General features: G+C 64.3%; 12 protein-coding genes. 10 read left to right on the top strand and 2 right to left on the bottom strand.

Going from position 1 to position 14,963, the window contains the following annotated elements; all coding sequences use genetic code 11:
- The first annotated feature begins 18 nt into the window (after positions 1 to 18).
- The 8 genes from Q0326_RS15705 to mgrA all read left to right on the top strand — a co-directional run bounded on the left by Q0326_RS15705 (position 19) and on the right by mgrA (position 9,851).
- Complete coding sequence (locus tag Q0326_RS15705) at positions 19 to 1,917, top strand: peptidase M61 (RefSeq protein ID WP_298692194.1); 1,899 nt, start codon at positions 19 to 21, stop codon at positions 1,915 to 1,917.
- A gap of 168 nt (positions 1,918 to 2,085) precedes the next feature.
- Positions 2,086 to 2,649 (top strand): TadE/TadG family type IV pilus assembly protein, encoded by a 564-nt coding sequence (locus tag Q0326_RS15700; protein WP_298692193.1) that lies wholly within the window; start codon positions 2,086 to 2,088, stop codon positions 2,647 to 2,649.
- A 17-nt stretch (positions 2,650 to 2,666) separates the two neighbouring features.
- A complete protein-coding gene (locus Q0326_RS15695; RefSeq protein WP_298692191.1) occupies positions 2,667 to 3,182 on the top strand; it encodes a TadE/TadG family type IV pilus assembly protein in 516 nt (171 codons plus the stop codon).
- Positions 3,183 to 3,259: 77 nt separating this feature from the next.
- Positions 3,260 to 4,798, top strand: coding sequence for a pilus assembly protein TadG-related protein (locus Q0326_RS15690; RefSeq protein WP_298692189.1), 1,539 nt, complete (start codon positions 3,260 to 3,262; stop codon positions 4,796 to 4,798).
- Between the two features lie 257 nt (positions 4,799 to 5,055).
- The gene (locus Q0326_RS15685; RefSeq protein ID WP_363304240.1) at positions 5,056 to 7,677 is read left to right on the top strand and encodes an HWE histidine kinase domain-containing protein; all 2,622 of its coding nucleotides are present in this window, start codon (positions 5,056 to 5,058) and stop codon (positions 7,675 to 7,677) included.
- A 115-nt stretch (positions 7,678 to 7,792) separates the two neighbouring features.
- Positions 7,793 to 7,999, top strand: coding sequence for a hypothetical protein (locus tag Q0326_RS15680; RefSeq protein ID WP_298692185.1), 207 nt, complete (start codon positions 7,793 to 7,795; stop codon positions 7,997 to 7,999).
- Between the two features lie 25 nt (positions 8,000 to 8,024).
- Positions 8,025 to 8,543, top strand: coding sequence for a helix-turn-helix domain-containing protein (locus Q0326_RS15675; RefSeq protein ID WP_298692183.1), 519 nt, complete (start codon positions 8,025 to 8,027; stop codon positions 8,541 to 8,543).
- Between the two features lie 231 nt (positions 8,544 to 8,774).
- Entirely contained in the window at positions 8,775 to 9,851 is a 1,077-nt protein-coding gene (mgrA, locus tag Q0326_RS15670; protein ID WP_298692181.1) for an L-glyceraldehyde 3-phosphate reductase, read from the top strand.
- 482 nt (positions 9,852 to 10,333) lie between these two features.
- On the opposite strand, the gene Q0326_RS15665 is transcribed toward mgrA, so the two are convergent.
- Together Q0326_RS15665 and Q0326_RS15660 are read right to left on the bottom strand one after the other, a co-directional pair.
- A complete protein-coding gene (locus Q0326_RS15665) occupies positions 10,334 to 11,785 on the bottom strand; it encodes a cytochrome c peroxidase (RefSeq protein ID WP_298692179.1) in 1,452 nt (483 codons plus the stop codon).
- 85 nt (positions 11,786 to 11,870) lie between these two features.
- On the bottom strand, positions 11,871 to 13,613 hold the full coding sequence (locus Q0326_RS15660) for an alkaline phosphatase family protein (RefSeq protein WP_298692176.1): 1,743 nt from the start codon (positions 13,611 to 13,613) through the stop codon (positions 11,871 to 11,873).
- A gap of 413 nt (positions 13,614 to 14,026) precedes the next feature.
- Here Q0326_RS15660 and Q0326_RS15655 point away from each other — a divergent pair, with 413 nt between their 5' ends.
- Positions 14,027 to 14,653 carry a lytic transglycosylase domain-containing protein gene (locus Q0326_RS15655; protein ID WP_298692174.1) on the top strand — a complete coding sequence of 209 codons (627 nt, stop codon included), beginning with the start codon at positions 14,027 to 14,029 and terminating at the stop codon, positions 14,651 to 14,653.
- Positions 14,654 to 14,962, top strand: coding sequence for a TrbC/VirB2 family protein (locus Q0326_RS15650; RefSeq protein ID WP_298692172.1), 309 nt, complete (start codon positions 14,654 to 14,656; stop codon positions 14,960 to 14,962).
- Position 14,963: the final 1 nt, after the last annotated feature.

The following is a 14,963-nucleotide window of genomic DNA, read 5'->3' as shown; positions in this document are numbered from 1 at the left end:
CCAGCGCCGGAACCGCCCATGCTCAGACTGCCCTTCGCCATCGCGTTGATCGCCGCCACTGCGCCGGCCGCCCAGGCGCAGGTCGGCGTCGGCCCCCTCCCCGCGAGCGCGCCCGCTGGCCTGCCCATCCCGAAGGACCGGGCCTTCGCCGGCACGCTCACGCTGGCGGTCGATGCGACCGATACCGCGCGCGGGATCGTCACGGTGCACGAGACGATCCCGGTCCAGGCGGCTGGCGATTTCGTCCTCCTCTATCCGCAATGGGAGACCGCGAGCCATGCGCCGACGGTTCCGCTAGCATCGCTGACCGGGCTCGAGGTCCGCATCGATGGCCGCCGTGTCGAATGGCGGCGCGATCCGGTCGCCGTCTATGCGTTCCATGTCCCGGTGCCGGCCGGTGCCCGTTCGATGACGCTCGGCTTCACGATCATCGCGGACCGTGACACACTCCACCGCGACCGCATCGACCTGCAGTGGCAGCGCGCGCTGCTCTATCCTGCGGGCTGGTTCGCGCGCGACCTGCCGGTGTCCGCACGCCTGCGCTTCCCCGCGGGGATGACCCCGTTCACCGCGCTCGATCGCATCGGCACGGACCCTGCCGATCTGCAATTCGCCACGACAGCGCTCGATCGGCTGGTCGATGCGCCGGTCTATGCGGCCCAGACCGTGCGGCAGATCGATCTGGAGCCGGGCGATCCGCAGCCGGTGCGCCTGGATCTTGTCGCCAGAGACAGCACCAAGCTCGCGATCGGCGACCGCGAGACCGCCGAACTGCGCGCGCTGCTCGCGCAGACGCGCCATGTCTTCGGACCGGCACCGTTTCGCCATTATGATGCGATCGTCGTACTCGACGACACGGTGGGTGCCGGCGGCATCGAGCATCTCGAGGAAGGTGAGAACAACCTCCCCGCCGATTATCTGCTGCGGCCGGAGACGCAGCTCAACAACCGGGATCTGATCGCGCACGAACTCGTCCACGCCTGGAACGGCCGCTTCCGCCAGCCCGCCGATTTGTGGACGCCGACCTTCAACGATCCCGCAGGTGGCAGCCTGCTGTGGGTCTATGAGGGGCAGACCGAATATTGGGGACGCGTGCTGGCGGCGCGCTCGGGCATGCGGTCGCGCCAGGAGACGCTGGACAAGCTCGCGCTCGATGCCGCCACCGTCGCCAACCGTCCCGGCCGGCTGTGGAAGTCGCTCGCCGACACCACCAACGACGCGATCTACATGGCGGGCCATCATGTCGGTTGGCGCGACTGGCAGCGCCGCGAAGACTATTATCCAGAGGGCGTGCTGCTCTGGCTCGACGTCGATGCCCGGCTGCGCGAGCTCAGCGGGGGCAAGCGGAGCCTCGACGACTTCGCGCGCCGCTTCTTCCATGCCGCACAGCCGGACGGGGTCGTCTCGACCTATATGTTCGACGACGTCTGCCGCGGGCTCGATGCGATCGCGCACGACGACTGGCGCACATTCCTGACGCGCCATCTCGACACGCACGACGACGCCGAGGCAACCGCCGGCCTCGCGCGCGCGGGATGGCGTCTCGTCTACACGCCGGTACCGAGCGAGACCTTCCTGCAGAACGAGGCCGAAGGCGGCGGTCTCGATCTCGGCTATTCGGTCGGTGCCGTCGTCGACGACGACGGCAGCATAGACAGCGTCGCCTGGGATAGCCCTGCGTTCCGCGCGGGCCTGGCACCGGGTGCGCGCATCCTTACGGTCGAGGGCGCACCCTATTCCCGCGAGGCCCTGCGGCTCGCCACGGCGCGGTCGACGGCAACGATCCGGCTGGAAATCTCGGCGGACGGGCAACGTCGAGCGCTGGAAATCCAATACGCTGGCGGTCTCCGTTACCCGAGACTGGAACGGATTGCGGGCAGGCCCGACCGCCTGAGCGGGTTGCTCGGCAGCCGATGATCAGACCGGGATCCACGATGTCCGCCGATAGCGAAGTTGGATTGAAAAGACCGACCGGCAACGCAAATCCCGCCCGTCGTAAGGCCTGATAGACCGTCCCATAAAAACGCAGCTTTCACCGTACCTTAAGCTTTGCTTGGCAAAAGACGCTGGACGGGGGAGTGTGGAATGAGAGCCAAAATAGGCGGCTGCGGCGGCGATAGGTCCGCGCGCTCGTGCTTGAGCGCGTGCGTCGAAGACAATGGTGGTGCAACGATCGTCGAGTTCGCGCTGGTGGCGCCGCCTTTTATCGCATTGCTGCTAGCCATCCTCGTGACGAGTCTGGTCTTTTTTGCACAGCAGACACTGGAGACTGCGGGGGAGGCGGCTGCTCGTCTTATCCTGACGGGCCAAGCCCAGCAAAATGGCTGGACGGCCGCGCAGTATAAAACGCAGGTTTGTAACCAGCTCCCCCCCCTACTTAATTGCAGCAAACTGATGGTCGACGTCGAGACGGTCGCGTCTTTTAGCGCGGCTAGTACCGCCCCTCCCACGATCACCTACGATGCCAACGGAAATCCTATCATGCCGTATCAGACCGGCGGCGCAGGCGATATCGTGATCGTGCGCCTGATGTACCTCCTGCCCATCGCGACGGGTCCGCTCGGCTTCAACCTTGGCAATCAGCCCGGGACGAGTAACCGGTTGCTGATCGCGACGTCCGTCGCCCAGACCGAGCCGTATACATCATGATGCGGACGGTTCGTCGTATGCGCATTGTCGAAGACCAGCGCGGCTTAGCCCTCGTCGAGTTCGCCTGCGTTCTGCCTGTGCTGTTGCTGATGTATCTGGCCGGCTACCAGCTGACGGACGCGCTGTCCTGCAATCGAAAGGTGACGATCGCGACGCGCGCAGTGGCGGATCTCATCACGCAAAACTCGGCTGTAACGACCACACAGGTCAACACGATACTCAGCGCGTCCAGCAAGGTCTTAACGCCCTATTCCGCGTCGAACGCCCTCATTCGCGTGACGGAATTTACCACAGACTCGAGTGGCAATACGACGGTGACATGGAGCATGGACAACCGCGGCGGCGGACGATCGAAGGGATCGTCTTTCATCCTGCCTCCTGCCATCAAGGCGAACAGTACGAGTATTGTCCTAAGCGAAGTTACCTACTCCTACACGCCAGCCGTGACGTTTAGGACAGTCGGCCCGCTCACGCTTTCGGATACCGTCTATATGAATCCTCGCGTCTCGAGCACTGTGGATCTGCAATCATGATTTGGAGACTCCTTCGTACCGTAGCCGGTGCCGCATGCGGTGCCGCGCGGCGGTTCAAAACCGATCAGCGAGGCAACGTGCTGCTGATCACCGGCCTGGCGATATTCGCCCTGACGTTCGCCACAGGAATGGGCATCGATTATAGCCGAGCGATGCGGCTTCAGACGAAGCTCAACGCTGCGGCGGACGCAGCCGCGCTGGCTGCCGTGACACAGCCGATGATGCTCAATGACAATCCGACCGCAACGACCGCTGCGACAAACATGTTCGCAACCCAAAGTGCCGGCTTGCCGGGCCTCATGAATGTCCAGCCGACAGTCAACGTAACCGGCAACGACTCGGTAACGTCGACGCGCACGGCGGTGGTCAGCTATACTGCCGCCTCGACGAACGCGTTCGCCGGCATTCTACATATGGCCACGCTCTCTATTCATGGGTCTTCATCCGCGACGGCTACAGCGGCGCCGAACATCGATTTCTATCTGGCACTCGACACGTCGCCCTCAATGGCGCTTCCTACCACGTCCGCCGGGTTGGCGCAGATGGATAGCAAGTTCACATGTACATTCGCATGCCATTCGAACAAGATCGAGAACACGGCGGGCGGCCAGTCCATGCCAAAGGGGCTCATCACCGGAAGCCTTTCCAACAATCCATATAATATCAACTACAGCCTCAACTATGGAAGCACCGTCAATGGCAGCAACGGCTACACGGAGTATAAGATAGACGCAAAAGGTACGTACGTATATTATAACGCCCCCGCCACGAAGACCATCTCGGATACCCGAATACAGAAAATGTGTGCCGACGGTAACGGGTATGATACGTGCGTCTATAACGCCGATGGAACGTTCGTCGATAGCTATTGGTATGCCCTGAACCAGGGGATAAGCATGCGCGTGACCGCCGAACGGGGGGCGGTTGGCGACCTGATGACGTTGGCCAAGTCTTATGCAACGCAGAACAAGCGTACCTATCGAGCGGCGCTCTACACCTTTGACTATGGGGCGAGCCCTTATAACGACATCAAGACGATTGCGCCCCTGACCTCCAATCTGGACAGCATCACCACAGCGTCGAGCACGATCGATGTCGTCACGGTAAACGACAAGGCCGGCAGTGGCTGTCCCCCTGGACCGACGAGCTGCAACTCGAACCAATTCCTGTTCACCAGCTTTCAGAGCGTCATGAACAAGATGAGTTCGGATATGCCGGCAACCTCCGGAAAGGGTACCAACTTTCCTGGAGATACGCCGCAGGCTTTCCTCTTTCTCGTGACGGACGGGATGAGCGACGAGGATGTCGGATCCGGACGGACGCGCGCGGCGATGCAGCAGGCGCAACTGGATCAATGCACGGCGCTGAAAGGCCGTGGCATCAAGATTGCCATCCTCTACACGGAATATACGGTCGCCTCTATCCAGGATGACGAGCCAAACCAGCGCGCCATAGCGACGACGGCGATCACGACGCCCAAAACCATCGCGCAGCAGCTCACGACCTGCGCGTCCTCTCCCGACCTGATGTATACGGTCTCGACGGACCAGGACATCAGTTCCGCGCTGCAGACACTATTCACCCGCGCGGTGGCGACGGCCAAGCTGACGCGGTGACGGGTTTCAGGGACGTTCGGGCTTAGCCGCATGCCGCCGTATCGGCATGCGGCTTTGACCGACCGACGATCACGTTCCGCAGATCCGCTTCCGATCACGGCGTAGCGGACCAAGCGCGACCCACACAGTCGGCCACGCGCTTCAATTGCCTCGCTTTTCGTTCCCAGCGCCGCTATGTGCTCGACATCGCCGACGCGGGCCATGGGCATCCGGCGACTGAGAGACGCGTCGCGCTCCCGCTTGAAACGGGGGCGGTCATGACTGCTGGGCAACATATTGATCTCACGAACTGTGATCGCGAGCCGATTCATGTGCTTGGCACGATCCAGCCATTCGGTTTTCTGATCACGGTATCGTCCGACTGGCTTGTTTCGCGCGTGTCGGCCAATATCGAGGCGTTCCTCGGCATCCCGCCCGAAGCCGCGCTGGGCGGTGCGATCGACAAACTCCTGTCGGCATCGGCGGTCCATACGTTGCGCAACGCGACGATGCGCCTGCAATCTCCAGACGCGGTCGAGCGTCTGTTCAACCTTCAGCTTCGCACGGATGGCCCCGCGTTCGATATCGCGATCCATTTCTCGGAGCGGTCGGTCGTCATCGAAGCCGAACCCGTCGCGGTCGACGAGTTCGATGCGGCCACGCTGGTTCGATCGATGGTGACGCGGCTCGACCTGATCGCCGACCCGAGCGCGTTTCTCCGCGAGGGCGCCCGGCAGATCAAGGCGCTCACTGGTTTCGACCGGGTCATGGTCTATCGCTTCGATGCGGCCGCAAACGGCGAAGTCGTGGCCGAAGCGGTCAGGCCGGGAGTCGACAGCTTCCTGGGGCTGCATTATCCCGCCTCGGACATACCTTCCCAGGCCCGCAGCCTCTATCTCCGCAGCATCTTCCGGATCATCGCCGACGTCAACGCCGCGCCGGTTCCGATCATCCCCACAATTGATCTCCGCGGCGCGCCGCTCGATCAATCCTTGTCGGTGCTGCGCGCGGTCTCGCCGATCCATATCGAATATCTCGGCAATATGGGGGTAGAGGCGTCGCTGTCGATTTCGATCGTCGTCGAGGGCCGGCTGTGGGGTCTGTTCGCCTGCCACCATCACGCACCGTTGCTGCCGAGCTTCGCGCAACGCAGCGCCGCCGAGCTGTTCGGGCGGATGTTCGCGATGATGCTCGAGATCCGCGAACGCCATCTTGCCGCCCAATATGAAACGAACGGCCGGATGATCGCCGATCGCCTGATGGCCGCGATCGCCGAAGACAGTGCGCTTCTCGCCAATGCGTCCTGGCTCGAGGACATGATCTGCAAAGCGGTGCCCGCCGACGGCGTCGGCATCTCGATAGACGGCACGGTGGTCCTGTCCGGGCTGACGCCCGATCGTGACCAGTTCGGCCGACTGACGGGGATGCTCAACCAGCTGACCGGGAGCGAAGTCTTTGCGACGGACTGCATCATGGCGCAGTTTCCGGAGGCTGGCGCCTATTCGACGACGGTCGCGGGCATGTTGACGATTCCGCTATCGAGGTCGCCGCGAGACTATGTCGTCCTGTTCCGAAGCGAGCGCTTGCGCGCGGTACGCTGGGCGGGCAATCCTGAGAAACGCATCGAATACGGGCCGAACGGCGCGCGACTGACGCCGCGCAAGAGTTTTGAGGAATGGTCCGAACTCGTCAAAGGCACCTCGCTGCCGTTCACGGCCCCCGAGCGGCGCCTCGCCGAAAGCCTGCGCGTCGCGCTGCTCGAGGTCGTCGTGCGCATGTCGGACGGCGCGGCGCGCGACAGCAAGCGCGCACAGCAGAAGCAGGAATTGCTGATCGCCGAGCTCAATCACCGTGTCCGCAACATCTTGGCGCTGATCCGCGGGCTCATCTCGCAAAGTCGCGACCAGTCGCTGTCTGCCGACGCGTTCGTCGCGACCCTGGGCGATCGGGTTCAGGCGCTGGCGCGTGCGCATGATCAACTGACCGCCGATCGATGGGGTCAGGCACGGCTCATCGATCTGATCATGACCGAGAGCGGGGCTTATCTGGGCGACAGGCGAAAGCGCGTGCTGATCGACGGGCCCAACGTGCTGATCGATCCGACCGCATTCACCGCGCTGGCGCTCGTGGTGCACGAACTGATCACGAACGCCGCCAAATATGGCGCACTCAGCGGCAACGGCCTGATCACGATTGGATGGACGGTCGATCCCGATGCCGGGCTCGCCATCCAGTGGCGCGAAATCGACGGCCCCCCTGTCCGCCCCCCGACCCGCAGCGGCTTCGGGTCGACGATCATCAGGCAGTCCATCCCCTATGATCTCGGAGGCGAGGCGCGTGTCACCTACGCGACGACCGGCTTCGAGGCCGATTTCTTGATACCGTCCCGGTTCGTGGGCGACCTGCTTCCCGACTTACCTCTCGCCGAGGTCACCCCGGAGTCGATAGCGCCGATGCCCGTCGAGCCGCTCGCCGGATGCCGCGTTCTCCTGGTGGAAGACAGTATGATCGTTGCGCTGGACGGCGAAGACGCGCTCCGCGAACTCGGGGCGAGCGAAGTTCAGATCGCATCCACCGCCGATGGCGCGATGACCGTCGTACGGCAGGGCACGCTCGATTTCGCGATCCTCGATTTCAATCTTGGCGACGAAACCAGCCTCGACGTGGCGCAGGCGCTCCTCGATCGCCATGTGCCGTTCCTGTTTGCGACGGGCTACGGCGAGTCACTGGGCCTGTCTCCCACGTTTGACGCGATCGGGATCATTACCAAGCCCTATAATTTACGATCGCTCGCGGTCCCGATCGCAGCGGCCAGGCTGGCCGAAACCACGAAAAATCCGATGCCACATGCTGATACCGATCCAACGGCCGTCCCGTCGCCCGTCCATCCGTGTCGATAGACGGACTGTCGTTCTATCCCCGATATGATCGGTAGGGCGGTTAGCTGAGCTATGCTAAGGCGTTACGCTTCATGGTCGACCGTTTGGGCCGGGCATGCTCCCGAAGGGAGCAGATATGACATTCGCCGCCCCGATCGCGCCCATTCCGCCTGCTGAAACCGATTCGGCCGCCATTATCGCGGATGCGCTTACCCAAAAGTTCGGCAATCGCGGCGCGATCGTGGCGGCGACGCAGGCCTGGACCGTCGGCGCCGAGACTAAGCCGGCATGGCTGGAGATCTTGAAGCTCCTTTCACCGGATCAAGACCACCCGGACGAATAGCTATCGAGAGATAGATAGCGGGCCCGTGCCAGATCTCGACCGCTCGTTCGGTCATGTTTGGATCGGTTTGCCGCTTCACGCCGAGCTCATGGGCGCGTGCGATCGCAAAACTGGCTGCGCCAGCCCGATCGTGAACCAGCCAATCAATCGCGTCTTCGGAGCCGTCGACGTGTTTGGTTACAATGCGGATAGTCATCAGAGCGTTCCTTGCGAAGGAAACGCACCCACCACCGACTTGTTCCGGCTCGGTAACGACAGAGGTCAGGCGTGCGGCCATCGATGCCCGCACCTCAACGGCAGAAGACGATCACGTACCGACGACAGCTTGGCCGCAGCCGACCAAAGGGACGCTTCCGCAGCCAATCCGAAGGATTCACTCAACGCCATCTCCTCGCATCAGGTCAATCGGATGCTCAAGGAACTGCAGGCAGAAGGCCTTACCGAACGCCTCGGTCGAGCGGTCACTTTCCCCGACCCCAACGGTCTTCGGGCGGTTGCGGATTTCAACGAGCGGTATCTGCATCTGACACGACAGACGACCTGACACCGCCATCGATCGCGGACCGGCCGCGTGGCTGACGGGCGAGGACGGAGGCGTCATCTCCAGCCACGCCATGCTCGCCGAAGCCCGAGACGGCCGCCGATCAGGGAATCAAACCGGTTCGACGATCTCCTGAAAACGGGCGGAAGGGGAACGCGACGGGCGGCGCAGGCGTCCGGCGGGTTGGCCAAGACCATAGGGGCGGCTAAGCCGCCACATCATCAAGGAGTGATCATGCCAATTACCGCTGCCTATGCCGCCGACCCCGCGCGATACGATGCGGGCATGCCCTATCGGCGTACCGGGCGCAGCGGGCTCCGGTTGCCGGCGATAAGCCTAGGGCTCTGGCAGAATTTCGGCGGTGACGATGTCTTCGAGATCGGACGGGCGGTGTTACGCCGCGCGTTCGATCGCGGTGTCACGCATTTTGATCTCGCGAACAACTATGGGCCGCCCTACGGATCGGCCGAAGAGAATTTCGGACGCATGCTTGCGTCTGACTTTGCCGCGCACCGGGATGAACTGATCATCTCGACCAAAGCGGGATGGGACATGTGGCCGGGGCCGTATGGCGACATCGGCTCATCCAAGAAATACCTGATTGCGAGCTGCGAGCAGAGTCTCAAGCGAATGGGTCTCGACTATGTCGACATCTTCTATTCTCACCGTGTCGATCCCGCGACCCCGCTTGAAGAGACAATGGGCGCGCTGGCCCAGCTCCACCGTCAGGGCAAAGCGCTCTACGTCGGGCTTTCGTCCTACGATCCCGGGCTTACCCGCCGCGCCGCTGCGATCCTTGCCGAAGAACGCGTGCCGCTGTTCATTCATCAGCCCAGTTATTCCATCCTCAACCGCTGGGTGGAGAGCGAGTTGCTCGCGACGTTGGACGATCTGGGAACCGGCTGCATCGCCTTCTCCCCCCTCGCCCAGGGTATGTTGACCGCCAAATATCTCGACGGCGTACCGAAGGGCGCGCGGGCCAGCCGCAACGGATCGCTGTCGCCCGATTTGCTGTCCGAGCGGAACCTGACCGCGATCAATCGGCTAAATGCCATTGCTGCCCAGCGAGGTCAGACGCTTGCGCAGATGGCGATCGCATGGGTCTTGCGCGACCCGCGCGTCACCTCGGCTCTGATCGGGGCCCGCAATGTCGATCAGTTGGATGACTCGCTGGATGCGATCAGACAGCTCGATTTTACCGCCGAAGACCTCACGGCCATCGACGACGCGGCCGTCGATGGGGGCATCAACCTATGGTCCGGATCCTCCGACATCGTCGCGCTGCCTGCCGCGCAGGGCATGCCGCGCTGAATTGGCCGAGCACCAGCCTCGCGCCGTGAGATTTTGCGGCTCGCCCATGAACTGCTCGCCCCCCCTCGTCGGCTTTGTCTCCGACGACTGAAAGGGCGACATCTATCCCTTCGGCACGGATCAGGGGCTCGTCAATCAACCGTTCCTTGGTCCCGGTCCGCCACGCCGCGCAATCGGCCATTCCTTCCGGCTGACGATGACGCGCAAGTCGACGTCCGCGACATGGCGCCCGGCCGTGTGGAGCGTGCCAACCCAGCCGCCGCGCACAGGGCTTCAGCTCCAGAATCTGCCCGAACGCAGCGAATGGAACATGACGACGGTGAAAAAACGCGAATGTCGCCGCCTCGCCGCGGTTTGAGTCAGCGCGATCTTACCTGTCCGCGGTACGACATTTTTTGCGACGCCGGTCGCTGGATCGAGCGCACCCGCGCCGCTCGCGCTGGCAGGCGTCCGCCGGACCTGGCAGCAGGAAGCGCTTCCGGTTACCGCATGGATGCACCGCCCGCCCGTCGGTCTGCGTCGTCGAGCGTGCGGATGAAGGCGATGATGTCGGCGCTTTCCGCGTCCGTCAGCGCCGGCTGGTCGCCGGGCTTGCGATCGAACGGGGCGTCCGCGACATCGACATTGACGTGATAGCGCGCGGGCAGATCGTTATATTTGGCGATCCTGCCCGCGCCATCGTGCGGATAGATGCGCCCGGGCTGGACGTCGCGATAATTGTAGAAGTCGAGCACCTGCTTGAGGCTGTGATAGACGCCGTTGTGGAAATAGACGCCGCGGCGCGCGGCGTTGCGCAGCGTCGGGGTCAGGAACATCCCGCAATATTGCGTCTGTTTGGCGAGATCGGTGCGATAGGGTCCGCACAGGCCCATATCGGCATAATGCGGATCGCGATTGGCCGCGAGCCGCGGGTTGCGCGGCAGGCCGAGCGCCTCATATTCGGTGTCGGTGAACAGTGGCGGCAGGCCGTCGCGCGTCGGCTGGCTGAGGTGGCAGCCCGCGCAATTGCCCTTGAGCGGATCGTTGAACAGCCTGAGCCCGCGCATCTCGGCATGCGACAGCCGCGCCTTGCCCTCGAGCCACTGGTCATATTTGCTGTCGAAACGGTGGAAGGCGGCCGCCTCGATCTGGTAGCGCGACAACGCCGACATCGCCTCGGTGAACAGCATCGCCGGATTGTGCAGCACCGCCTTGCCGAACAGCGGCGTGAACTGGCCGGCATAGCTGGCCCGTGCGAGCTTGGCGGCGACGGCCTCCATGCTGCTGTTCGCCATCTCGGCCGGATTCAGCATCGGCCCGCGCGCCTGGCCCATCAGCGTGTCGTCGCGACCGTCCCAGAACAGCCCGCCGCTCGGCACCATCGCCGCGGCGGCCGGGCTGACGCCAGCGCTCTTGCTGGCGCGCGGCGCGCCCTGCGCCTGCTGGGCCAACTGGTCGAGCGGGATGACGGCGTCGGTCTCGCCCGCGGCGGGGCCGATCGTGAACGGCCCCTGGCGATAGAGATAGGCGAGCGACGGCGGCGGCCGGACCCCCTCGGTCGTCATGCCGGGGCCGCCGATCTGCACGTCGTGATCGTTGGGCGGGCCGAAGGCACGGTCGGGGCTGTGACACGACGCGCAGGATTGGCGCCCCGAGGCGGAGAGCGCCGGATCGCGGAAGATCTGCGCGCCAAGCTGCGCCAGCGCGCTGAGCGGCTGGCTGGACGGCCGCAGCAGCATGACCGGATGCGGATTGGCGCCGGTTATGTCCTCGATCGCGCGACCGAGCGCGTCGGGCGCCTTTGCCGGGTAGGCGAGGAAAAAGCCGGCGAGCCCTGCGGCCAGCAGCAGCACGAACAGGACGCCGCCTGCCGCATAGCGCCAGCGTGGCGAACCCGGCTTGCCGCCAGGAGCGGCGGCCGGTGCGGCTGGGGGCGTGATCGGCTGATCGGTCATGATGGGATACGGATGCCTTGCAAAGACAAAGACCCTCCCGCCGGGCGCGATGCCGGCGGGAGGGTGTTTAGGACGGACGGCCTGTTCAGGCGGCGGGTGCGGTCGCCGTCTTGTTGCCCGAGGTCGGGTCGATGAAGACGGGCGTCGTGTGCGGTGCCGAGGTGAAGTCGAACATCGCCATGATGCTGCCCGCCGCGGCATCTTTGGACCCGCCGCCGAGCCGCTGGCCGTTCAGCCAATTGTCCTCGATGAAGCGGACGATCGAGGCCTGGGTGATCGGCGTGCTGTCGACATAATTCGCCCGGGCGTAAGGCGAGATCACGATGAACGGCGTCCGCGTGCCGGGGCCGCAGAGCCCGTTGACCGTCTTGCCGTTGACGCCGATCCCCTGCTTGGCATTGGGCCCCGTGCAGACGCCGGGCGAATTCATCTGGTCGGCGCCGATCACCGTCTTGCTCGGCAGGTTGACGCTCTCGGACGTGATCGAGTCGAACGACGAGGTGAGGATGTTCGGCGCCTGGTGATCGTACCAGCCGTCCGAATCGTCATAGGCGACGATGACCGCAGTGTTCTTCCAGTCGGCCTGCTGCTCGAGGAAGTTGACCACCTTGGCGACGAACGCCTGCTCGTCGAGCGGGTTGGAATTGCCCGGATGCGCGTCCTGGAAGGCGGGCGCCTTGATGTAGCTCACCGAGGCGAAATTGCCCGAGCTCACCGACGCGACGAAGTCGTTATAATCATATTGATGATGGACCGGGGTGGTCGATCCCGCCGCGTCGAGCGTCGGCTCGGTGTGGCCGATCATCGCGGTCGAGCTCGGCCGGGTGTGCTGCGGGTTCACGGTCGAGGCATAATATTGGAACCAGGCGTGATGCGGCGTGTAGTCGGTCACCGTGCGATTGGTGTTGGGCGACACCGTGCTGCGTGCGCAGCCGGTGGTGCCGTTGGCGTTGGTCGCGGTCAGGTCGAAGCCGCCCATGAAACCGCCCCAGGTGATGTTGGCGGTGTTGAGCAGATCGCCGATATTCTTGCCCGCCATCTGGATCGTCACGGGTGCGGTGGAGCCCGCAGCCGGCTTGGCGGAACAGGTATCGCCGGTCGGATCGGAGTCGTTGATCAGCGTGAAGCCGCCCTGGCCGTCGGGAACGGTCGACGAGGTGGCGTTGGAGCCGCCGTTGGTCTGGCCCGAGACGACGTTGATCGCGCCCGGCGTCGACGGCCCGAACGAGTCGGTGAACGCATTGTCGCTCATCGCGAAATTCTGCGCGTAGTTCCACATGCCGGTGACGGTGTTGCCGTCGAAATAGCCCATCACCTGCGCGACCGTGCCGAACGAGCCGGCGGCGCCCGCCGCGTTGGTGGCACCCGTGTTCGCCACGAAGGCGTCCATCTTGAGATTGTCGGTGCCGAGCTGCTCGGGCGTATAGGCATGGTTCTGGCTCGACGTGTCGAACTGCGCGCGATCGAGCCGGAACGGGTTCATGAAGCTCGCCGGGAAGCCCGCCGAAGCCGCCTTGGCGAGATTGGCGGCGTTGGTCGTATTAGGGTTCGCGGTCAGCAGCGACGCGTTGCGGACATAGCCGTTGACGGTGGCGACGTTGCTGGGCGCAGCCCACTTCTGGGTCGGCTCGCCCGTCGGATCGGCCGACTGCGGATAGGTGCCGAAATAATGATCGAACGATTCATTCTCGCCGAAGATCACGACGAGATGCTTGATCGGTGTCGCCGTCGCCAGCGCATCCTGTGCCGACAGGGGTGTCGTCGGACTGGTGTCGCCGCTCGAACCGCTGTTGCCCGAATGGCCGCAGGAACTCAGCAAGAGTGCCATGCAGCCTATTTTTACCGATGATGATAGCGCGTTGCGGAACATCATGTTCTCCACAGCCAGCCGTGTCGGCCCTCGGGGGGCATCGACGACGAGACGAATCCAGAAAGACAGCAATGCTGCAGGTCACGGCCCCCGTGCCCTGGGCCGGCACCCACCACCGCATCGTGACAGCGACATGACGGGTCTCCATTAACAGTTTTTAATCTGGGAACTAAATCTCGCCATAGTCGCGGGTGGCCAGGGTTTCCGGCCGGTCGTCGGCGTTTACAGAATTTCGCAGGTCGCCGATTCGCGAAACCGTCAACGCGATGACGCTGAACTGTCATGCGGTTTGCCGATGGGGAACTCGATATCTCCTTTCCTCTGAATGACATTTGGGGCGCGGCGTGCGGTTTCCGGCGATACTATTGGCGATGACGATGCTGCTGCAGATCGCGGCTGCGCCGGCGTCCGCCGATGTGCTGGAAATAGGCGCGGACGGCGCCGTGCGTGTTCGCGGCGGTGGGGCCGACGTGACGTGGGTCGATGCGACGGGGGTCGACGCGAGGGGGGTCGACGCGACGGAGGAGGAAGCCGGCACGGGCGCCAAGGTGGCGCTTGCCGTTCCGGCCGGCGCACTCACGTCGATCGCGGCGCCGGTCATGCCCGACAGCTGGCGCGCGCCGCTCGAGACCGCCGCGGCGCGCTATCGTGTCAGCCCGACATTGCTCGCCGCACTGGTCTGGCAGGAAAGCCGCTGGCACCCCGCGGCGGTCAGCGCAAAAGGCGCGGTCGGGCTCACGCAACTGATGCCCTCGACCGCGCGCGCGCTCACCGTCGATGCGCGCGATCCCGCCGCCAATCTCGACGGCGGCGCGCACTATCTGCGCCAGATGCTCGACCTGTTCGACGGCGACGTCGAGCGTGCGCTCGCCGCCTATAATGCCGGGCCGGGGCGCGTGCTGCGCGCGGGCGGCCTGCCCGCCATCGCCGAGACCCGCGCCTATGTCTCCACGATCATCGACCGGCTGACGCCGGACCTCGCCACAGGACGTCCGTAAATGACCAAGCGTTTTCTCGCGGGCCTCGCCGCAGCCCTCCTCCCCACCGCCGCCTTCGCGCAGAGCGCCGCGGTCAATCCCGCCGGCTCGGGGCCGATCGTCGCGGCGCTCGGCTGGCTGCAGGGCACCTTGCTCGGCAATGTCGCGACCGCGGTCGCGGTGATCGCGGTCGCGATGGTCGGCTTCATGATGCTCACCGGGCGGATGAACTGGCGCTTCGGCGCGACCGTGATCATCGGCTGCTTCGTGCTGTTCGGCGCGGGCGCGATCGTCACCGGCATCCAGTCGACCGCGCAGGTCGCGCACTGAC

The organism is uncultured Sphingomonas sp. (assembly GCF_937859915.1).
In the GTDB taxonomy this organism is placed as follows: domain Bacteria; phylum Pseudomonadota; class Alphaproteobacteria; order Sphingomonadales; family Sphingomonadaceae; genus Solisphingomonas.
The sequence above is the reverse complement of the archived record's forward strand: the minus strand, read 5'-3'. Positions and strand labels throughout refer to the sequence as shown.